Source organism: Amycolatopsis sp. VS8301801F10, from assembly GCF_046195355.1.
Lineage (GTDB): Bacteria > Actinomycetota > Actinomycetes > Mycobacteriales > Pseudonocardiaceae > Amycolatopsis.
The window spans coordinates 691,844-713,170 of record NZ_CP176065.1; the positions used below are offsets into that span (position 1 = coordinate 691,844).

17 protein-coding genes are annotated in these 21,327 nt (G+C 71.0%); 5 read left to right on the top strand and 12 right to left on the bottom strand.

Annotation, left to right across the window (positions count from 1 at the left end):
- Window positions 1-13: 13 nt before the first annotated feature.
- From F9C11_RS03250 to rplM, 4 genes are all read right to left on the bottom strand, one after another.
- Window positions 14-460 (bottom strand): hypothetical protein, encoded by a 447-nt coding sequence (locus tag F9C11_RS03250; RefSeq protein WP_409183466.1) that lies wholly within the window; start codon window positions 458-460, stop codon window positions 14-16.
- A 79-nt stretch (window positions 461-539) separates the two neighbouring features.
- Window positions 540-1,877, bottom strand: a complete 1,338-nt coding sequence (glmM, locus tag F9C11_RS03255) for a phosphoglucosamine mutase (RefSeq protein ID WP_409183467.1) — start codon at window positions 1,875-1,877, stop codon at window positions 540-542.
- 249 nt (window positions 1,878-2,126) lie between these two features.
- Window positions 2,127-2,615, bottom strand: a complete 489-nt coding sequence (gene rpsI, locus F9C11_RS03260) for a 30S ribosomal protein S9 (RefSeq protein WP_009072362.1) — start codon at window positions 2,613-2,615, stop codon at window positions 2,127-2,129.
- An 11-nt stretch (window positions 2,616-2,626) separates the two neighbouring features.
- Window positions 2,627-3,079 (bottom strand): 50S ribosomal protein L13, encoded by a 453-nt coding sequence (gene rplM, locus F9C11_RS03265; protein ID WP_009072361.1) that lies wholly within the window; start codon window positions 3,077-3,079, stop codon window positions 2,627-2,629.
- A gap of 252 nt (window positions 3,080-3,331) precedes the next feature.
- Here rplM and F9C11_RS03270 point away from each other — a divergent pair, with 252 nt between their 5' ends.
- Window positions 3,332-4,237 carry a hypothetical protein gene (locus tag F9C11_RS03270; protein ID WP_409183468.1) on the top strand — a complete coding sequence of 302 codons (906 nt, stop codon included), beginning with the start codon at window positions 3,332-3,334 and terminating at the stop codon, window positions 4,235-4,237.
- Window positions 4,238-4,289: 52 nt separating this feature from the next.
- Window positions 4,290-4,970: a DUF4333 domain-containing protein gene (locus F9C11_RS03275; RefSeq protein WP_409183469.1), complete on the top strand. Its 681-nt coding sequence runs from the start codon at window positions 4,290-4,292 to the stop codon at window positions 4,968-4,970.
- Window positions 4,971-5,118: 148 nt separating this feature from the next.
- On the opposite strand, the gene F9C11_RS03280 is transcribed toward F9C11_RS03275, so the two are convergent.
- The 5 genes from F9C11_RS03280 to eccCa all read right to left on the bottom strand — a co-directional run bounded on the left by F9C11_RS03280 (window position 5,119) and on the right by eccCa (window position 12,481).
- Entirely contained in the window at window positions 5,119-5,409 is a 291-nt protein-coding gene (locus F9C11_RS03280) for a WXG100 family type VII secretion target (protein WP_409183470.1), read from the bottom strand.
- A 63-nt stretch (window positions 5,410-5,472) separates the two neighbouring features.
- Complete coding sequence (locus F9C11_RS03285; protein WP_037368543.1) at window positions 5,473-5,796, bottom strand: WXG100 family type VII secretion target; 324 nt, start codon at window positions 5,794-5,796, stop codon at window positions 5,473-5,475.
- 241 nt (window positions 5,797-6,037) lie between these two features.
- Window positions 6,038-6,397 (bottom strand): hypothetical protein, encoded by a 360-nt coding sequence (locus F9C11_RS03290; RefSeq protein WP_409183471.1) that lies wholly within the window; start codon window positions 6,395-6,397, stop codon window positions 6,038-6,040.
- 14 nt (window positions 6,398-6,411) lie between these two features.
- Window positions 6,412-8,427, bottom strand: coding sequence for a type VII secretion-associated protein (locus F9C11_RS03295; protein ID WP_409183472.1), 2,016 nt, complete (start codon window positions 8,425-8,427; stop codon window positions 6,412-6,414).
- A 40-nt stretch (window positions 8,428-8,467) separates the two neighbouring features.
- Complete coding sequence (gene eccCa / locus F9C11_RS03300) at window positions 8,468-12,481, bottom strand: type VII secretion protein EccCa (protein WP_409183473.1); 4,014 nt, start codon at window positions 12,479-12,481, stop codon at window positions 8,468-8,470.
- A gap of 327 nt (window positions 12,482-12,808) precedes the next feature.
- Here eccCa and eccD point away from each other — a divergent pair, with 327 nt between their 5' ends.
- Both eccD and F9C11_RS03310 read left to right on the top strand, forming a co-directional pair.
- Window positions 12,809-14,209: a type VII secretion integral membrane protein EccD gene (gene eccD, locus F9C11_RS03305; RefSeq protein ID WP_409183474.1), complete on the top strand. Its 1,401-nt coding sequence runs from the start codon at window positions 12,809-12,811 to the stop codon at window positions 14,207-14,209.
- Between the two features lie 8 nt (window positions 14,210-14,217).
- Entirely contained in the window at window positions 14,218-15,876 is a 1,659-nt protein-coding gene (locus tag F9C11_RS03310) for a S8 family serine peptidase (protein ID WP_409183475.1), read from the top strand.
- A 316-nt stretch (window positions 15,877-16,192) separates the two neighbouring features.
- Here F9C11_RS03310 and F9C11_RS03315 read toward each other — a convergent pair whose 3' ends face one another.
- From F9C11_RS03315 to eccB, 3 genes are all read right to left on the bottom strand, one after another.
- Window positions 16,193-17,197, bottom strand: coding sequence for a WXG100 family type VII secretion target (locus F9C11_RS03315; protein ID WP_409183476.1), 1,005 nt, complete (start codon window positions 17,195-17,197; stop codon window positions 16,193-16,195).
- A complete protein-coding gene (locus F9C11_RS03320) occupies window positions 17,194-17,496 on the bottom strand; it encodes a hypothetical protein (RefSeq protein WP_409183477.1) in 303 nt (100 codons plus the stop codon). Before F9C11_RS03320 ends, F9C11_RS03315 begins: the two co-directional genes overlap by 4 nt.
- A 90-nt stretch (window positions 17,497-17,586) precedes the next feature.
- On the bottom strand, window positions 17,587-19,218 hold the full coding sequence (eccB, locus tag F9C11_RS03325) for a type VII secretion protein EccB (protein WP_409183478.1): 1,632 nt from the start codon (window positions 19,216-19,218) through the stop codon (window positions 17,587-17,589).
- 795 nt (window positions 19,219-20,013) lie between these two features.
- Here eccB and eccE point away from each other — a divergent pair.
- Window positions 20,014-21,246, top strand: coding sequence for a type VII secretion protein EccE (eccE, locus tag F9C11_RS03330; protein WP_409183479.1), 1,233 nt, complete (start codon window positions 20,014-20,016; stop codon window positions 21,244-21,246).
- Window positions 21,247-21,327 lie beyond the last annotated feature (81 nt).

The window sequence follows — 21,327 nt, forward strand, 5'->3', positions numbered from 1 at the left end:
CTCGCGCCCGCGGCTACTCTGCGTCAATCCAGTTGGTGGCCGAGAAGTCGTCGTCCTCCCATGCCCGGTGCCGGGCCGCCGAAGCGGGCGGAGGAGACGCCGACGGCGGAGCGGCTGCCGGCGCGACCGGTTCGGTGTCGTCCTCGACCCGGAACATCGCGGCGGCCGCGTCGTCCTCGGCAACCTGCTTGGCAACCCGCTGGGCGGTCCGTTCTGCCTGTTCCGACGCGGCCCGGTCTTCCTCGGTTCCCTCGGCGGCAGCAGCGAGCGCGGCTTCGCGGTCGGCTTGCGACTGTGCGTCCTGAGCGCGGTGTTCCTCGACCAGCTTCGCGAACGCGGCCTGCCGGGCCTCGTCGTCGGCGATCGCGCGCTCGTGGTCAGCGCTGTACTGTGCGCGCACCTCCTCCATCGCCGCCAGGCTTCTGGCGAAATGCGGAGGCACCTCACTCTGGTGGTACATCGCCCCTCCCCGGTCAGTCCCGCATTGCGGAATGTACCTGCCGGATCACTGGTGGCGCAGAGTATTCACCATATTTCGGTCAGGAGACCGCGGACACGACCCCAGCCAGCCGGTCCGCCGCTGCCTGGGCCGTGGCGTGGGCCGGGGCTTCCACCATCACCCGCACCAGCTGTTCGGTTCCCGACGGCCGCAGCAGGACCCGGCCTTCCTCGCCGAGTTCGGCTTCTACCTCGCCGACCGCGTCGCGGACCTCGGCGGAATCGGCGACCGCTGCCTTGTCCGCTACCGGGACGTTGACCAGCACCTGCGGCAGCCGGTTCATCACCGCGGCCAGTTCGGCCAGCGGTTTGCCCGTCGCGGCCATCCGGGCCATCAGGCGCATCGCGGTCAGGAGGCCGTCGCCGGTGGTGGCGTGGGCCGGGAGGACCACGTGGCCGGACTGTTCGCCGCCGAGGGCCAGGCCCGAGGCGCGCAGTTCCTCCAGCACGTAGCGGTCGCCCACCGCGGTCGTGACGACCGTGATGCCGTGCGCCTTCATCGCCAGGTGCAGGCCGAGGTTGCTCATCACGGTCGCGACCAGGGTGTCCTTGACCAGCGCGCCTTCTTCGGCCAGCGCCAGCGCCAGGACCGCCATGATCTGGTCGCCGTCCACGAGTTCGCCTGCGGCGTCGACGGCCACGCAGCGGTCGGCGTCTCCGTCGTGGCCGATGCCGAGGTCGGCGCCGTGTTCGACGACTGCCGCGCGCAGCAGGTCCGGGTGGTTCGAGCCACAGCTGTCGTTGATGTTGATGCCGTCCGGCTCCGCGTGCAGGGCCACGACCTCGGCGCCTGCCCGGCGGTACGCCTCCGGGGCGGCCGCGGACGACGCGCCGTTCGCGCAGTCCACCACGACCTTCAGGCCGGTCAGCGGGTGCGGCGTCGCGGCGACCAGGTGCTCGATGTACTTGTCGAGCGCGTCCGGGACGTCGGTCACGCGGCCGACCCCGTCGCCGGTCGGGCGGGTGACGCCGGTCGCGCCGAGCCCGGCTTCGATCTCGTCCTCGATGCTGTCCGGCAGTTTGTGCCCGCCGGCGGCGAAGAGCTTGATGCCGTTGTCCGGCATGGGGTTGTGCGAGGCGGAGATCATCACGCCGAGGTCCGCCTCCAGCGCACCGACGAGGTACGCGACGGCGGGGGTCGGCAGCACGCCGAGCCGCAGGACGTCCGCACCGGCCGACGCGAGGCCCGCCACCACGGCGGCCTCCAGCATCTCGCCGCTCGCCCGCGGATCGCGGCCGACCACGGCCACCGGACGGTGCGAACGGTCGTGAGCCGCCAGCACCCGGGCGGCGCTCGCCGCGACCGACAGGGCCAGCTCCGGGGACAGGTCGGCATTGGCCAGACCGCGTACCCCGTCGGTGCCGAACAGTCGAGCCATCTGATCCCTCTCCTCGAACTGCAAGACCGAAAGTCTAGCCCTCGACGCAGCCGCCCAGCCGAAGGGCAGGGGGGCTATCGGGGCCGCAAAACGCAACCGGCGGCGCACGAAGGTGAGACCTACGTACGCCGCCGGGGTCCAGGGGCTTGCCCCTGGCGGGGGCTTGGGGGTTCGACCCCCAATGTGATCGCGGAGTGAGCCCGGCGAAGCGCCGTCAGGCGCGAGCAGGGTTCGCCCACGAACGAAGCATCAGCGCTTGGAGTACTGCGGGGCCTTGCGGGCCTTCTTGAGGCCGTACTTCTTCCGCTCCGTGGCGCGCGCGTCACGGGTCAGGAAGCCGGCCTTCTTCAGGGCCGGGCGGTCGTCGGCGTCCACCTCGACCAGCGCACGGGCGATGGCGAGACGCAGCGCGCCCGCCTGGCCCGAGATCCCGCCGCCCTTGAGGTTGGCGAAGATGTCGAAGGAGTCCGGCTTCTCGACGGTCACGAGCGGCTCGCGGATGAGCTGCTGGTGCACCTTGTTCGGGAAGTACTGCTCGAGCGACTTGCCGTTGAGCTTGAACTCACCGGTACCCGGCACGACGCGGACGCGGACCACGGCCTCCTTGCGGCGGCCGACCGTCTGCGCGTTGCCACCGGCGGCACGCGACGGGCGCGGAGCGGCGGCGGACTCGCTGGTCGCCACGGCCTCGGCGGGGGTCTCGGTCGAAGCGACGACCTCGGTCTCGGTGCTGGTCAACTGTTCCTCACTCACTGCGCGACCTGCGCGATCTTGGTGATCTCGCGCGCCTGCGGCTGCTGCGCGGCGTGCGGGTGCTGCGGGCCGGCGTACACCTTCAGCTTCTTGGCCATGGCGCGGCCGAGCTTGTTCTTCGGCAGCATGCCCTTGACCACCTTCTCCACGAGGTGCTCGGGCTTGGTGTCGAGCAGCTCGCCGAAGGAGCGCTTCCGCAGACCGCCGGGGTAACCGCTGTGCCGGTACGCGAACTTCTGCTCGCGCTTGTTACCGGTGAGAGCGACCTTCTCGGCGTTGACGATGATGACGAAGTCACCGGTGTCCACGTGCGGGGCGTAGGTCGGCTTGTGCTTGCCGCGCAGCAGCGTGGCGACCTCGGTCGCGAGCCGTCCGAGCACGACATCCTCGGCGTCGATCACGTGCCAGGCACGAGTGACGTCGCCGGGCTTGGGGCTGTACGTGGGCAAGGGTCTACCTCGTCGTCATTGCGTGTGGGTAATGTGCGGGCCGAGCGCTGACGCGCCGCAACGCACAACGACATATGAAGATACCCCTGTGGTCCCATTGCTGTGCAGCGGGGGGTGCGAAGGCGCCTCGTCGGCCGGTCGCAGCTTACCCGACCAGCTCCCGGAACCACCACGCCGCCGCGCGGGTCGGACCAGGATGAGACGATTCGGGCGCGCAGCCGCGCCAGCACGACGAGCACCTGGGGACAGCAGTTGAAGACACGAGCGAGGACGACCCGAGCCGCCCGGACGGCGGGAGCCGTCGCCGCCGTGCTGGCACTCGCGACGGCGTGCGGGCAGGCCCGCGCCGGCACCGCGCTGCCCGACGGCGACCAGGCCGCCGCGTACGTCGGCGCGAAGTTCGAGAAGGCCATGTCGAAGCTCGCGGACACGATCGTCGAGCCGCGCAATGTGACCAACTCCGCGGACCGGTACTTCAAGTTCGACGACAAGTACCTGCACAACATCGTCACCTCGGCGCGCACCGGCAGCCCGGAGAGCCGCATCGTGCACAACCGGTCGCAGAAGAACCCCAACGAGTTCCTCGACTCGTTCACCCCGGCCGACGGCGCCGTCGAGTACCTCTACCTCGGCCCGGCCTACAAGTCGCTCGCGCCGACGCCGTGGGTGTCGATGCCCAAGCCGGAGGCCGGGCTCGTCCAGCCGTGCGCGTGGGGCGGGGTGCAGATCGCGTGCAAGATGGGCGACGCGGTCGACAGCGCGTACAAGGCGGACAAGAAAGCGCTGCGCGGCGCGAAGAGCTCCGCGGACGGCACCGAGCAGCTGAGCGTGAACGTGCCGTTCCCGATCTTCCTCGACCGGCGCGTCGAACTGCTTCCGGACAAGCTCCTCAACCAGGTCGGGCCGGAACTGCGCAAGGCGGTCGTGCCGAGCACCATCACGCTGAAGCCGGACGGCTCGCTCGCCGCGTTCACCATGGCGGCCAAGTTCGAGGGCGACGGGCACAAGGTCGAACTGCGCTACGAGTTCAAGTTCACCGGCGAGGCCACCTCCTCGGACCTGCCCACGGTGCCGGACGCCTCCCAGGTCACCGTCCTCGCGGACGACGCGGCCAAACAGGACTTCTACCGCAGGCTCGGCGAACTGCAGGGCCGCTGATGCGCGCCCGTTCGCCGATCCCCGCGCCGACCGATCCCCGAGGTGACCACCGATGACCCAGCCACCCGACCAGCACCCGCAGGGGCAGCCGCAATGGTGGCAGCCGGGCACGAACACGCCGCCGCGGCAGCCGGGTTATCCGTCCGAAGTGGACAGCTCCGGCCAGCCGGGCGGCCAGTGGGCGCAACCTCACCAGTTTCCGCAGGCGCAGTATCCGCAGCAGGGTTATCCGGCGCAGCCCTACGGTCAGCCGCAGAGCCAGCCGGCGCCCGCGCCGTACGGCGGGCCCGGCCAGGCGCCCAGCCAGCCGACCCCGGTCCAGCCAGGGCCGCAGCCGCCCGGAAACCCTTACGGCGGCGGGTTCCAGCCGTCCGAGTACGGCGGGCTCGGCGCGTTTTCCTCGGCCACGCCCGGAAAACCGCGGTCGAAGAAACCGTTCCTGATCGCCGGGGCGGTCGTGGTGGTGCTCGCCGCCGCGGCCGGGATCTCGTGGGCGGCCGGGGTGTTCAGCGGGGACACCCTTGACCAGAAGTCGCTGCAGGAGGGCGTTTCCCGGGTGCTGAACGAGAACTACGGCGAGCCGGACGTGAAGAACGTCGCGTGCCCGTCCGGGCAGCCGATCGAGAACGGCACCACGTTCGACTGCACGGTGCAGGTCGGCGGGCAGCCGAAGAAGGTGACGGTGCGGGTGCTCAACGACAAGCCGGAATATTCTGTCGGGGCACCGCACTGAGCGGCGGAAACTGACCGGGCGGCGGCTCAACTCCAAGACAGAATATTCCGTCGACGCCCGCGTTAAGCGGCGAAACGCGTTTCCGGCACACGAAAACGGCGGGCCGGCACCCGAAGGCGCCCGGCCCGCCGTGGTTTCGGAGCTTGGCTCAGAACAGGTTCTGCACCGAGCGGTCCGTCGCCTGGTAGCCGTCGGCGATCTGCGGCAGCACGGCGGCGATCTGCGCGAGGAGCTGGGTCAGCTCGTCGAACTTCTGGTCCCACTCGTTCTGGGCCTGGATGTACTGGTCCTTCGCTTCACCGGTCCAGCTGTGGGTCAGCGGGTTGAGGTCGCTCTTCAGGTTGTCGAAGAGCGTCTTCAGCTCGCCACCGGTGGCGGTGCAGTCCTCCGCGGCGCGGTGGATGGTACCCGGATCAACAACAATGCGGCCGTCAGGCATGTCGAACTCCTGTCAGAAGAAAGAATGGAAGATGAAGGCGAATCTGGAACGGAAAGATCTGGATCAGCCGAGAACGCCGAAGCCCTTGTTCAGCGAGTTGATGTGCTCGTGCTGCGCAGCCTCGCTCTTGGCGTAGGTGGAACCCGCTTCCTGGAGCAGCTCACCGATGCGGTGCAGCGCGTCGTTCAGGCCGCGGCCGGCGTCGTCGAAGCGGCGCATGACGTTGTCGAAGGCACGCTGCGCGTCGCCTTCCCAGCCCGCGCGGGTCGCCTCGATGTTCGAGCGCAGGTCGCTCAGGTTCTTGTTCATCCGGCTGGTCGCGTCGACGACGCGACCTTCCGCCGCGGTGAATTCCTTCGGATCCCCAGTGAAACCGCCAGCAGCCATGGGAGCTACCCCCTTCGTCAGTGGTTGTGCGTGCCGGCTGGTGTTTCCGGCACTGCACCTACGACGAAGACATTGCCAGTTCGGTTCACACTTGTCGCGACTTCTTCGCAAGTAGTTGCTTGCGTGAACGCGGGACAAGGGAACCGACTGGCAACGGCCGGGTGAACGGCGTGCCGGAGCTGCCGAAAAAAGCTTGTCCACCAGCGTGGTTAGCACACGCACAGCCGGTTCCCGGACAGTTTCAGGAGTCCCGGCTCATGATTCGCGACTGCGAAAAGTCCTCGTCCTCTTCACTCGTCCGGGTCTGTTCGGGCGAAATCTTGGGACGAACGGGAACCGGCTCGGGCGCCACGGGCTCGGCGGGCATCGGCAATCCGCGGGCCGCGCGGAACCGGCGGGCGGCCCCGCGCAACGCGGACGGCGCGGGTTCCGCGGCGCCGGAAAGGCGGCGCCTGCCGAACTCCTTGAGCAATTCCCGGTTTTCGCCGCGGTGGCGTTCGCTGCGCGCGAGCGCGGTGCTCGCGACGCGGCGCGAGAAGGTGACGGCGTCCTGTCCCGCTCGGGTGAATGCCGCCGGCGCGGATTCCGGTTCGGACGGCACAGGCGCTCGCTCCTTCAGCTGGTGATCTTCAACGTGCGCACCACTTGCTCGCACGCGGCGTCGACGCGCTGCTGTACCGCGGGCGATTGGTACTGGCAGCCGACGTGCACCCGGATCCGGCCCTGCACGAGCACGTACCAGCGGACGGTAATCCGTTCCGGTTTGTTCTCGACATAGCCGATCACGGTCCGGCCACCGTAAGTCAGATCGGGGCGGAACGCAGTGTAGTTCGCGTTTCCGCTGACCCCGGACCGCAAAGCCTCGACAAGTTTCTGCCGGTCGGCCGTCGCGTCGTAGTCCATCACGAACTCCTGCGCGAGCACGAGATCGTTGCCGTTGGCCGCGTCCTGCGGGTGCAGGATGACCTGCCGGTCCGCGACCTCGTCGGTGGTCTGGATCCAGTCGCTCGGCGCGACGAGGCTGAAGTCGTATTGGGAGAACGAACGGCCTTGATCCGAGTCGTCCCCGCGACTGACGAAGTAAACGACTCCGCCCGCGAGCAACGCCACGACGGCCACCGCCGCGGTGATCAGCCACAGCCGGCGGCGTTTCTTCGCCTTGCCCGCGGAGCCGCCCGGCGCGTCCGCGCTGGGAACGGCGAACGCTCCGTTCGCAGAACCGTTCTGCCCCAACGCGTTTTTGCCCGGTCCAGTCTGCAGTGGACTCGGGCCGGCGGGCGCTACCGCACCGAACGGCACGCTTTGCGGTCCCCTTGCCGGGTCCGCGGGCGGGAAGCCGCGCGGCGGCAATGGCTGCGGAGCGCTCCGCGGCGGCGCGTTCGGCACCGGACCCCGCCGGACCGGCGCGTCCCCGCGGACGATCTCGGTGCGGTGGTCGGCTTGCCCCGGGATCGACGAACCGGGCAGCGCGCCGGTGCGGTCCGGTTCCAGCAGCACCGCACGGAGCGCGCCGCGCGCCACGACGGTCTCCGGCTGGTCCAGGCTCGTCGGCACCACGCCGGTGCGCTCGTGCACCAGCCGGGAAATCATCGGGATCCGGCTCGAACCGCCGACGAGGAAGATCGCCGCGAGCTGCTTCGGGCGCAGGCCGGAGTCGGCGATCGCGGCGCTGGTCAGCTCGACCACCCGGCCGAGCTGAGGCCCGATCAGCCGCTCCAGGTCCGCCCGGGTCACGTGCGCGTCCGCGAACGGCGGCGGCAACGGCACATCGGTGTACGTGTGCCGCGACAACGTCTCCTTGGCGCCGCGGACGTCCTGGCGCAGCACCCGGCGCCGCCGCCGCTCAGCCAGCTCCCGGCCCTCGACCAGGTGCTGCCACGCCTGCGGATCCGTACCGGACACCAGCGACCCGACGTGCTCCAGCAACGCCTGGTCGATGTCCGCCCCGCCGAAACTCGGGTCTCCTCGCGTGGCCAGCACCTGGAACCCGCCCCGCTGCGGCGGCGCGCCCGGCGCCCGGGCCGCGCGTGCGGCCTCCGGCGACCGCTGGACGACGCTCACGTCGACCGTGCCGCCGCCGAGGTCGAGCACCGCCAGCGCGTCGCCAGGACGTCCGGAGAACTCGACCGTCCGCCCGCCCGGCGAGGCCTCTGGGGCGAAGGTGGCCGCGTGGTACACCGCCGCGGCCACCGGTTCCGGCACCAGCGCCACCTCGCGCGCCAGCCGGCCCGCGGCCTGGCGCAGCAGCCGGGTGCGGATCGCGCCCCAGTCCGCCGGGTGGGTGAGCACCAGCAGATCCACCTCGACGTCGCCCGCGACGCGCCGCGCCTCCGCGACCGCCCGGTCCAGCACCGCGTGCACCACGTCGATGACCCGCAGCACCGAATCGCCGAGCAGCAGATCGCCCTCGTCGATCCGCCGCTTCGGATTCGGCTCGTACCGCGACGGGTCGACGGCCGCCTGCCGCTCGGCCTCCTGGCCGACGAACAGGGTGCCGTCGGACGCCGCGTACACCGCCGACGACATCAGCGGCTGCCCGTCGATCACCACGACCTGCGGCTCGCGGCCGTTGACCGACACGACGACACAGGTGCTCGAGGTCCCGAAGTCGACCGCGACCCGCACCGTCACCGGGCGCCCCTTCCGTCAACCGCGACGGCTCCCCAGTCGGTCAGTCGGGCTGGATCCACGACACCTGCACGAGCTGCTTCCCGTTCTTGCGGCTCAGCAAGTTGCCCCGGCCCGGCGGCATGGCGCTCGGCCGGATGTTGCCGATCAGCACGCCCTCGTCGCGCGAACCGTTCATCACCATGCCGGTGGCCGCCAGCTCCTTGAGCTTGCCGATGATCGGGTCGTAGGCCGCCCGCGACGCACCACCGGTGCGCCGGACCACGATCAAGTGCAGGCCGACGTCCTTCGCCTGGGCGAGGAACTCCGACAGCGGCTTGAGCGGGTTGGTGGACTGCGTGGCCACCAGGTCGTAGTCGTCGACCAGGATGAACAGCTCCGGACCGGTCCACCAGGACCGGGTCTTCAGCTGCTCCTGGGTGACGTCCGGACCCGGCAGCCGCCGCGTCATCGACCCGTGCACGTCCTGGACCATGCTGTCCAGCTGGGCCGACGACACCGCGTAGCCGAGCAGCGAATCGCCCTCGAGGAACCCGAGCATCGTGCGCCGGTAGTCGACCAGCAGGATCACGGCCTCCTGCGGCGTGTAGCGGTCGGCGATGCCGCGCGCGATCTGCCGCAGCAGGTTGGTCTTGCCGGACTCGCCGTCGGCGAACGCGAAGAAGTGCGGATCCGCGTCGAAGTCGAGGTAGATCGGCTGCAGGTCTTCCTCGTTCACCCCGATCGGGATGAGCTTGGTGTCCCGCTTCTGGTCGATCGCCAGCACCTCGTCGTAGGTGACCATCTCCGGCAGCAGGCGCACCTGCGGGGCCACCCGGCCGCGCCATGCGCCGCGGATCTTCGCGACCGCGTCCGCCACGCCCGCCGCGACCGTCTCCGGATCGCTCGACCCGTCGATCCGCGGCAGCCCGGTCAGCAGGTGCAGCTTGTCGCGGGTCAGGCCGCGGCCCGGCCGCCCGGCCGGGACGTTGACCGCGATCCGGCGGTCCATTTCGGACTCCGTCGGGTCGCCGAGGCGCAGCTCGAACCGCGTGCCGAGCATGTCCTTGATCGCCGGCCGCAGGTCGGCCCACCGGTTGGCCGAGATGATCACGTGCACGCCGTACGCGAGACCCTGCGTGGCCAGCCGCGTGATCGACGTCTCCAGCTCCTCGAAGTCGTCGCGCAGCGCCCGCCAGTTGTCCACGATCAGGAACGCGTCGCCGAACGGGTCCTGCTCCGGCGTGATCTCGCCGCGGCGCTTCCGGTTGCGGAACTCCGTCATCGAGTCGACGCCCAGCGCCCCGAACCGGCCTTCGCGCTCGGTCAGCAGCGTGGTCAGCTCGGCCACGATCCGGCGCGCCTTGTCCGGCTCGCGCCGGGCCACCGCGACCCCGCCGACGTGCGGAAGGTCCGCGAGGCCGGCGAGGGTGCCGCCGCCGAGGTCGAGGCAGTAGAACTGCGCTTCCTCGGGGGTGTGGGTGAGCGCCATCGACATGATCAGCGTCCGCAGCATGGTCGACTTGCCCGACTGCGGACCGCCGGCGATGACGCCGTGGCCCTGCGCACCGGAGAAGTCCGCCCACAGCAGGTCGCGCCGCTGCTCGTACGGCCGGTCGACGATGCCCAGCGGCACCTGCAGCCTGCCGTTGCCGAAGAACCCGACCGGGGACAGCCCGCGGTCGTCGGTGGGGTTCAGGTTCGGCAGCATCGTGTCGAGCGAGTTCGGCTCGTTCAACGGCGGCAGCCACACCTCGTGCGCCGGCGGGCCCTGCCCGACCAGGCGGCTGACGATCACGTCCAGCTCGCTGGGCTCGACCGCCTCTTCGGACTCCTGCTGCTTCGGAGCCTCTTCCTCGACGACCGGTTCCGGCTCGGGTTCCTTCGGCAGCTCCACGAAGTCCGGCACGAACAGCTGCGGCCGCTTGTCCGCGCGCACCACCGTCGCGGCCGGACCGGCCGCCTTGATGCCGGCGGGCCGGTACGGGCCCGACACGTAGGCAGCCTTGAACCGCACCAGGGTCGAGGTGTCGTACTTCAGGTAACCGCCACCGGGGACCGACGGCAGTTCGAACGCGTCCGGCACGCCGATCGCCGCGCGGGATTCCGCCGCGGAGAACGTCTTCAGGCCGATCCGGTAGGACAGGTGCGAGTCGAGACCGCGCAGCTTGCCCTCTTCCAGCCGCTGCGACGCGAGAAGCATGTGCATCTGCAGCGACCGGCCCAGCCGGCCGATGGCGACGAACAGGTCGATGAAGTCCGGCTTCGCCGCCAGCAGCTCGGAGAACTCGTCGCAGACGATGAACAGCGCGGGCAGCGGGTCGAGGTCGGCTCCGTTCTCGCGGGCCTTCTCGTACTCCCAGACGTTCTTGAAGTTGCCGCCGTTCTTCAGCGCTTCCTGGCGGCGGTTCATCTCGCCGGCCAGCGCGTCCTTCATACGGTCGACCAGCGTCACCTCGTCCGCGAGGTTGGTGATGACCGCGGACACGTGCGGGGCCTTGTCCAGGCCGAGGAACGTCGCGCCGCCCTTGAAGTCGACGAGGACGAAGTTCAGCGTGCTGGACGAATGCGTGGCCAGCATGCCCAGCACCAGCGTGCGGAGGAACTCCGACTTGCCGGAACCGGTCGCGCCGATGCACAGGCCGTGCGGGCCCATGCCCTCCGCCGCGGCCTCCTTGATGTCCAGCTCCACCGGCTGGCCGTACTCGCCGACCCCGAACGGGACGCGGTAGCGGTCGCGGATCGGCCGGGGCCGCCACGCCTGCTGCACGTCGAACGTCATCGGGTCGCCCGGAATCCCGAGCAGCTCCAGCAGCGACGGGTTGGACAGCAGCGGCTCTTCCTCGCTGACGTCCGTTCCGCCGCCCCCGCCGACGCGGTACGGCGCGATCAGCCGGGCCAGCGCCTCGACCTCGACCACGCTCAGCTTGTCCGGACGGCCGAACCATTCGACGCCGCCCGCGCTGCGCGCGCCCAGCCGCTCCTCCTCGACCACGAGCCGCAGGCCGCGCCGGGCGGCGAGGTTGCCGATCGAATCGGACAGGTCGACCAGGGTGACGCCGACCAGGCCCTCCTCGAGGATGATCTGCTCCTCGCGGGTCACCTCGGCGTCGTCGATGACGATCACGATGTGCGGCTGGTCCGGGGCAGGCGTCGCGTTGCGGGAGAACCGCTGCCGGTCGCGCAGCTCCTCGTCCAGCCAGTCTTCGATCTGCTTGAGCGAGCCCGCCATCATCCGCAGCTGGCCGATGCCGTCCGACAGCGTCGGGTGCTGGGCGTGCGGGAGCCACTTCGCCCACTCCCACTCCTGCTTCGCCCGGCCCGCGGTGGCGACCGCGATCATCACGTCGTCCGGGCTGTGGAAGGTGACCAGCTGGGCCAGCATCGCGCGGGTCAGCGCGCGGGTGCGGTGCCGCTCGCCCTGCATGCTGACCGCCGCGAAACCGCGGAGGGTGATCTGGGTGGGCAGGTCCGGCACGATCGAGTGCGCGCGCACGAACCGGCGCAGCGCGAGGGTGGCGATCGGCTCCAGTTCGTCCACCGGGCCGGTCTGGGGCGGGACCAGCCGGGTGGCGAGGCGGTGCGAGCTGCGGCCGACGCGCAGGTGCAGGAAGTCCTGGTCGTTCTGCCTGCGCTCCCACATCCGGCGGCTCGCCGCGAGCGACCACAGCGACTGCGGGTCCGGGTGCACCCATTCGAGAGCGGCCCGCTGGTCGACCATCGCCTCGCGGGCGCGGTCGCGCATCTGGCCCAGGTACCGCAGGTAGTCCTTGCGGTCCTCGTCCATCTCGGCCTTCTTCTGGCCACCGCCCTTGCCGCCGCCTCCGGCGAGCATGCCGACAGTGCCCATCAGCATCATGCCGCTCATCATGATCGTGGTCGGGTTTTTGCCGCCCGCCGTGAACATGAAGACCATCATCCCGAGCGACGCGAAGATCATCACGCCCGGAATCGCCTTGGCGACGATGTTTCCCGGGATCGTGCGGGGCACCTCGGGCGGCGGCTCGAGATGCACCTCGCCGCCCGGCGGGCGCGGCGCGGCCAGCCGCGGCGACTTCTTGAACTGCAGCGTGCTCATCTCGAAGGACCCCTCTATTCCTGCTCGACGCCTGCACCCGGGTGCGCGGGACAACCTATCGAACGTCGTCCCGGAAATCCGGCCAACTCCAGGATCGGCACCTCGCACCCCCTCCTCAGGCCCCGGCGGGACCTGTCCTCCCAGTGCGCCCGAGTGTAAGGACCGCCACCGACAGTTATCGGACCAGGCGGACGAATCCGCTGGTCGATCTGGCCCAGCCCGGCCTGGACGGGTAGTTTCGCCGATGATTTGCGGAGACGCGCTGAAACCTGTCCCCAGGTTCGGTATAAGTTCCCCGGGAGCTGACTCTTCAGAGCGGGGGATCTAGTGGCAACGGGCACGACGGTATTCAGCAGGGTCACGGTGGTCGCACCGACGACGCGCATCGACGTCGCGCTTCCGGCCGACGTGGCGGTGGCCGACCTGCTGCCCATGCTTCTGGAGATGGCCAAGGAGGTCACTCCGGACGGCGGGGCCCGGCACGGCGGGTGGGCGCTGGCCAAGCTCGGCGACGCCCCGCTCGACCCCAGCCGGACGCTCGCGTCCCTCGGCGTGGTCGACGGCGAGCTGCTGCAGCTGCGCAAGCGGAACGAGAACCCGCCGCCGCCGATGTACGACGACGTGGTCGACGCCATCGCGGAGGCCGACCCGGACACCTTCCGTCCGTGGACGAAGGAAACCGCGCGCCGGTTCGGCCACGCCGCGGGCGGTCTCGCGCTGTTCTTCGCCGCGCTGGCACTGTTCTTCAGCGGCTCCCTCTACGGCGGTTCCGCGCTCGGCCCGGCGATCGCCGGCGGCCTCGGCGCGATCGCCTGCGTCGCGGTCGGCGCCACCCTCGCCAAGGCCTACCAGGCCGAAGCCACCGGCGTGCTGATCGCCTCCGCGGGCGGCCTCCCGCTGGCGTTCGTGAGCGGGTTCTACATCGTGCCCGGACTGTCGGTGCGGGCGAACCTGCTGCTCGGCGCGGTGCTGGTGCTGATCGTCTCGTCGGTCTGCATCCTCGTGGTCGGCGCGGGCATCCGGGTGTTCATCGCCACCGCCACCGCCGGCGTGTTCGGCGCACTCGCCTTCCTCGTCGCGACGCTCGTGACCAGCGCCGACACCGCGTCGGTCGCGGCGGGCACGGTCGCCGTCGCGCTGGGCTGCATCTCCTTCCTGCCGCGCGCCACCATCTGGCTCGCCAAGCTGCCGCTGCCGTACGTGCCGAGCACCGCCGAGGAACTCAAGGAAGACTCCGGCTTCCCGGACTACCAGGCGATCGAGCAGCGCACCGCGGTCGCGCACGACTACATGACCGGCCTGATGATCGGCTGCGGCGCGACCACGGCCGTCGCGGCGGTTCTCGCGGCCACCGCGCCGAACGTCTTCGGCATCATCCTCGGCGTCGTCGCCACGCTGGTCCTGCTGCTGCGCGCCCGCGCCTACGCCAACGGCGCGCAGGCCATCGCGCTGCTCACCACCGGCATGGTCGCCGCGGCGGGCATCCTGCTCGGCTGGCTGTTCTTCTCCGCCACCGCGGAGCAGCGGCTGCTGTACGTCTTCGGCGCGCTGATCCTGATCGCCGCGGCCGCCCTCGTGGTCGGCGTCGTCTTCCCGGACCAGCGCTTCTCGCCGCCGCTGCGGCGCACCGTGGAGATCATCGAGGCGATCTGCATCGCGGTAGTGCTCCCGCTCGCCCTCGGCGTGATGGACCTCTACTCGACGCTGCGCCACCTCAACCTCAAGTGAGCGCCGCGATGGGCTCCCGACGTTCCTTCCCCCGCAGGCTCGGCCTTCCGGGCCGGGCCGGGGTGGCGCTGTTCGCGGCCGGGCTCGGGCTGGCGTCGCCGTTCGCCGCCGCTCCGGCCTCGGCACAGACGGCGGACGCGCCCGCGGGCACCTGGGCCACTCCCCCGCCGCTGGGTCCCGGCGACGCGCCGCCCGCCGACAGCGGCCGCCCGGACACCACGTACAAGAAGAAAAACGACTGCGTGCAGCGCAGTCTCGGGCAGAACGTCGAGATCAACTTCCGCCCGTGGGGCCAGGACTACCTGCAGCTGCAGAAGGCGCAGGAAATCGTCCGCGCGGCGACCGGATCGGTCGGCGGCAACCAGAAGGTCGCCGTGATCGACACCGGCGTCACGCCGCATCCGTGGTTCCAGGGCCGGGTGGAAAGCGGCGGGGACTACGTCGCCACCCCGGACAACGGCGCGGAGCCGGGCCTGCAGGACTGCGACGGCCACGGCACCGAGGTCGCCGGGATCATCGCGGGCAATCCGCAGGACCCGAAGGTCGGCTTCATCGGCGTCGCCCCGGACGCGCGCATCGTGTCCTACCGGCAGCTGAGCGAGAACTACGCCAAGGACGACAGCCCTCCGCCGCAGCAGCCCTCGGCTCCCCCGTCGGGAGGAACCGGCCAGCCGCCCGCGAGCGGAGACAACAAGCCTCCGACGGGCGGCAGCAGCAACAGCCAGCTGCCTCCGTCCTCGGGCGGCGGCACCGGCAGCGGCACCGCGCCCCAGCAGGACAACAAGGGCGACAACCGGCAGCTGGCCAAGGAAGGCACCGCGGGCACGCTGAACACGCTCGCGCAGATCATCCGCGGCATCGCCGACAGCGGCAAGGCCGGCGTGATCAACATGTCGGTCGACCACTGCCGCGCGGGCACCGCGCCCGGCGACATCCAGGAAGGCGAGCGCAAGGTCCAGGCCGCGGTGCACTACGCGGCCGAGCGCAACATCGTGGTCGTCGCGGCCGCGGGCAACGTCTCGGAGAACTGCCCGCAGAACGACCAGGCCGACCCGAACAAGCCGAAGTCGATCGTCACGCCGCCGTGGTTCTCCGACGACGTGCTGTCCGTCGGGGCCATCCAGGAGGACGGCGGCGTCGCGCCGTTCAGCGTGCACGGCCCGTGGGTCGGCGTCGCCGCGCCGGGCACCAAGATCGTGTCGCTCGACCCGGCGGAACATTCGACCGGGCTCGCGAACCTGACCATCGCGAACGGCAACCCGTCGCCGATCCAGGGCACCAGCTTCGCCGCGCCGTACGTGGCGGGCGTCGCCGCGCTGGTCCGCTCGATGTACCCGAACCTGAGCGCCCGCGACGTGGTCAAGCGGCTCAAGGCGACCGCACAGCACCCGGCCGCGCCGGGCGGACGCGACAACTTCGTCGGCTACGGCGTGATCGACCCGGTCGCCGCGCTCACCGCGAACCTGCCCGGCGACACCGGCAACCTGACGCTGCCGAAGCCGGTGGTGCAGGAGGCCAAGCTGCCGCCCGCCGACGGCATCAGCTCGACCCCGATGATCGTCGCACTCGCCGGCACCGGCGGCGGCGTGGCGGCACTGCTGATCACGCTGTTCGTGGTGCACACGATCCGGCGAAACCGATCCGGCTCGTCTCCCCCGGCGCGATAACTTCCGGCACCGAAAAGGGCCGCTCTCCGCGAACGCTGCGGGGAGCGGCCCTCTTTCATCCGATCCCCTTGCCGGGCACGGAAAAGGCCGCTCACTGCGGATGTCGCGGCGGCGGCCCTCCGGAACCGGCGGCACTGCTGATCACCCTGTCCGTGGTGCACACGATCCGGCGAAACCGATCCGGCGCGAGAACTCCGGCACCGAAAAGGGCCGCTCTCCGCAACCACCGCGAAGAGCGGCCCTCTTTCGTCCGATCCCCTTGCCGGGCACGGAAAAGGCCGCTCGCCACGAATATCGCGACAGCGGCCCTCCGGGGTCACTTTCCGGGTTTCGGCGGCTTCCCGTCCTTCTCCGGCCGCCGGGCGGGCGGGTCCTGGCCGATCACCGGCGGGGTCACCTGCGCGGGCTCGCCGAAGATCTCGGACGTCTTCGCCGGTGTGCGCTGCCTCGGCTTGTGTTGCGAACTGCCACCGCCTCCGCCGCCCATTCCGGCGAAGCCCATCATCGGCATCATCGACGTACCGGAACCCTGGTTCCCCGCGGGCTGCGCGGCCGGGGCGGCCGGTTCGACTGGCGGAATGCCCGCTTGGCCTTGTTCCAACCGCGGATCGGCGGCGGTTTCCTTGCCCTGATGGGGATTCTCCGCCGCCGACGGGGTCACCGAATCGTCCGAAGTGGACGCCGAGGAGGCCGCAGTGGACTCTCCGGCAGCGGCCGCGGGGGCGTCCGCGTCGTGCAGCCGGAACTGCTGCGCCGGATAGTGGTGCCGCAGTTCGATGCTCGAGGGGCTCCCGGCCGGTGCGTCCACCCCCGCACACAACCGGCCGAACTCCCGCAGCACGTCCTCGGCGGCTTCGTGCAACGACTTCAGCGACTGTTCGGTTTCCCGCAGCTGCGACCGCGCCCGGGACGCGCCGCCGCTGGGCAGCATCGCCGATTCGGAGAGCAGATCCGCAGCGTCGACCAGCACCTCTTCCGCCGCGCCCGCGATCTTGCGCAGCGATTCGGTGAGCTGATCAATCGAGTCGGCGAGTGCGTCGAGCGCGTCCTCCGCTCCCTCGCTCGCGGCGCGGATTTCCCCGAGGTACGCGACAAACGCGTCCGCGTCGGGGCCGGACCACGACGCGTCGATCCGGCCGAGATCCTCCGCGAGATCCGTGGAGACCCGGGCCGCCGTGCGGGCCGCGCCGCGCAGGCTTTCGGCCTCCGCGTCCAGTTCCTCCCAGCGACCGGTGAGCGGCCGGTAGTAGGCGGCGACCGGATCGGTCACGCCCAGTTCGCGGGCCAGCTCGGTCACGTACGCCAAAGACGGTTCCGTCACGAGATCCTCCCGGCGCGCTCGATCCGCTCGGCCGCGTCGGCGTCCCGTTCAGTGTGGCCGGTGGTGAGCTGCTCCAGCGCCGCGGTGACCGACCGCAGCGCGGCCACCCCGGCGGTGAGCTGGCCGCGCAACGCTTGCGAGGCCTGCGCGTACGACTCCGGCACGCCCAGCCGCGCGGCCAGCTCGCCGTAGGCCTCGGCAGTGGTCGCGCCCACCTCGCCCGCGGCGGTTTCCAGTTCGTCGGCCGCCCGCGCGACTTTCGCCGCGTAGCCGCCGACGATCGCGCCGTCGATCCGCACGGCGCTTGTTCCCGGACTGCTTCCCGGCGCTGCCACGTTCGTCCCTCCGCTCACCCGGCTATGTCCGAGTGTGACGGACGGGACCCGCCGTCAGTTCCCGGCCGGTTGCTGCTGTCCGGCCGCCTGCGATTTGTACGAGCCGGCGTTCGGGTCGATCGGCACCGAATCGAACTGCTTCATCACGTTCTGCACGTTCAGCGACGCCCCGGTCGGCAGGAGCCCGATGATCGACTCCGGCGCGGGCAGCCGGTTGTTCAGCCCTAGTTCCTCCGCGGTCGCCGCGTCCGGCACGCCGTAGCGGATGCCGCGGTCGGAGATCAGCTGGATCGGGCCCTTGCCGAAGGTCTTGTCCGATTCGGTGGCCGACTGCACCACCGCGCCGTACCCGGTCGGCATGTAGAAACCGGTGATCGGCACGCCGTTCGGGCCGGTGTTGCTGACGCTGAGGATCTTCGAGGTGCCGTCGGCGTTCTTCTCGACCGGGATCTGCTTGTTGATGTAGACCGAGGTGTGCGCCTGGGTGTGGTCGGCGTTGAGCGACCAGCCGAGGCACGCCACCGGGGAGCCCTGGGTGGCCTCGAGAACGGTCGGGACGACCTTCGGGTAGTCGTCGACCCTGACGTAGTCGGGATCGCCCGGCTGCAGCACCTTGACGTTGTTGATCTTGTCGAGGCCCAGCGTCGGAGTGGTGGCCGTGCCGCCGCTCTTGGCCGTGCGGACGATGTCCGCGACCGCGGGCGACACCTTCTGGATGCCGCTCTTGGCGATGAGCCAGAACTCCTGCGCCCCGCCGGTCGGCTGGGTCGAGAAGACGTTGCCGACGGTCAGGCCGTCGAAGCTGCTCGACGGCGTCGTGTTCTCGCCCGCCACCGGCGGCGGGACCAGCTTGGTGACCTCGGGGATGGCGTTGAGGAAGGCCTGCGACACCTTGCGCGCCTTCGCCGGCAGATGCAGCGCGGACCGCACCGGGTCGTTGGAACCGGACGGCACCTCGGCGCGCACGGTGTTCGCGTTCGGCCGGCTCTGCGTCGCGGGCAGCCGGTAGATGAGGTAGGTCTTGCCGTTGCCCGCGTCGCCGAGCAGCGCCTGGTTCTCCTGCAGTTCGCCGCCGAGCTTGTCGATGCCGGCGATCACGTCCGTGTTGGTCTTGTTGACCGAGTCCGGCTGCGGCAGCGACGGGTCGAGCACCACCTCGTCGCACACCGCCCAGTTGGGGGAGATCCGCTGGTCCGCCGACGGGATCAGCTGCGGGCCGTCCGGGATGCCGGTGAGCTTCTCGCGCGGCATGTTCTTCAGCTGTTCATCCGAGACGACAGTCGGGTTCTTCACCTCCGCCGCCTGCTGCTGGCCGCCTTGGCCGCCCTGCTGCCCCTGCCCGCCCTGCTGTTTCTGGGCCATCAGGATCAGCCGCGCCGACGCGAGGTTGAACGTGGGGATCAGCCGCGCCGGATTCCCGGTGACGACATACACGGTGCCGGACTGCTCGCCGATCACGATGTTGTCCGACGACGGCACCGACGGCGCGGGGCTCAACAGGCCCCACAGCACGAAGACGACGGCGCCGAGCACGCCGAGGATCACGCCGACCGCGGTCGCGCGCCCGTGGGAGCGCATCGGGTCGTGCAACATCACGGCGTCGCGGCGGACCAGCGCGGACTGCATCCGGCGCAGGACGAACTTGTATGCCTGAACCTGAGACTTAGTCGTGGGTGTTGATGGCATTCTCGACCTACAGTCCTCCCCGTCGCGGTACGGTTCCGCAGGATAGCCGTACGGGGACCGTCTGGTGTGGGGTTTCTACCAACTCCGGTTAGGGTCAGGCATCCCGGGACCGGCTTTCCGGGTACGCAGCACTCACGAGGGGAAGAGAACGCGCGGATGTCCGTCAGCACGCCTCCACGTCCGCCTGGTCCGCAGGGGCCGCCACCGCCTCCCGGGGGACGTCCCCCGGGTCCGCCGCAGCGGCCCGGAAGAACCGGCGGACCCGGCGCGGCTCCCGGCGGACCCGGCCTGCCCCCTCGCACTCCCCCTCCGGGCGTCCCCGGCGGACCGGGCGGTCCCGGTCGTCCCGGCGGACCGGTCACTCCCGGACCCGGCGTTCCCAAGCCCGGCGGTCCTGGTCCCGGAGGTCCTGGTCCCGGCGTTCCGGCGGCTCCCGGCGCTCCCGGGCCGGGCGGTCCCAAGCCTGGCGGACCCGGTGGTCCCGGCGGACCCAAGCCTGGTCCCGGCGGCCCCAAACCCGGCGGCCCGGGCGGTCCCGGCGGGCCCGCGGGTCCTGCCGGTCCTCCCGGCCCGCGGACCGGACGTCCTGGCGGCGGCGGGCCTAACGCTCCTCGCCCGGGCGGTCCCGGCGGCAACGGTCCCGGCGGACCGGGTGGTCCGGGCGGTCCCGGCGGACCGGGCGGTCCCGGCGGCGGCGGACCAGGTGGTCCCGGCGGCCCCGGTGGCCCGAACAGCGGCGGCGGCGCGGAAGGCAGCGAACCCGCGCCGACCGGCGGCGCCGCGACCGCGCTCCGGATGGCCCCGCCCTCGCGGCGGCGTTCGGGCGGGATCTCGCTCGGCCCGCTGCCGGTGGTCAACCTCGTCGTGCTGGAAGTCGGCGTCGCGATCGGACTCGTGCTGCTCGCGATCAACATGCAGCTCAAGTACGTCGCGATCGGCGTCGCCGCGCTCGGCCTGATCCTCGCTTTCCTGCGCGTGGGCGGCCGCTGGTTCACCCAGTGGCTCTCCCTGACGCTGCGGTACCGGTTCCGCTCGCACGGCCGCGTGGCGACCCCTCCGCCGCCGACCAGCATCGAGGAACTCGCCGAGGAAAGCGCTGTCACCGGCCCGGAGGACGCGCGGGTCAGCCTGCTGCGGCTGGCCGTGCCGGACCTCGTGGTGGCGCACGCGGTCGACCACGAACGGCAGGAAGTCGGCATCGCCTGGAACGACGGCACCTGGACCGCGGTCCTGCTCGTCGAGCCGATGCCGGCGATGATCTCCCAGGCCGGCGGCGCGCCCAGCCTTCCGCTGTCCGCGCTCGCCCCGTGCCTGGAAGACCGCGGCGTGCTGCTGGACTCCATCCAGATGATCTGGCACAGCTACCCGGGTTCGGCCGCGATGCCCGCGGACGCCCCGGCGCTCAGTTCCTACCTCGAGGTGCTCGGCCCGCTGCCCGCGGCGGCCCGGCGGACCACGTGGATCGCGGTCCGGCTCGACCCGCGGCGCTGCCCGGAGGCGATCCGGGAACGCGGCGGCGGCGTCGTCGGCGCGCACCGCGCGATGATCGGCGCCCTGTCGCGGGTGCGCAACGCGCTGGAGTCCCAGGGCGTGCCGACCCGGCCGCTCGACCCGGACGAACTGCTGCGCGCCAGCATCTCGGCGGCCGAGCTCACCGCGGTCGCCGGTTCGAACGAGAAGGTCAGCCTGCAGGAGAGCTGGACCGGCGTCACCGCGGCCGGCATCGGGCACTCCAGTTACGCGATCACCGGCTGGCCCAAGGGCAAGATCAGCGGCAGCCTCAACGGGCTGACCAGTGTGCGCGCGCTGTCCGCGACGGTCGCCATGGCGATCTCGCCGTCGGCGGACGAGGGCCGCATCGGCCTGCGCGGCGTGGTGCGGCTCAGCGCCCGCAACCCGCGCGAGCTGGACGCCGCCGACCAGCGGCTGCAGAGCATCGCGGAACGGCTGGACGTCGACCTGACGCCGATGAAGGGCATGCAGATCTCGGCGTTCTCCGCGACGCTGCCGATCGGAGGGACCGCATGAGCGCCGCTTGCCAGCGAATCATCGTTATTGATGCCGTCGTCTCCTCGGCAACCAGCGTGAAACTCCTCAAGGAGGCGGCGG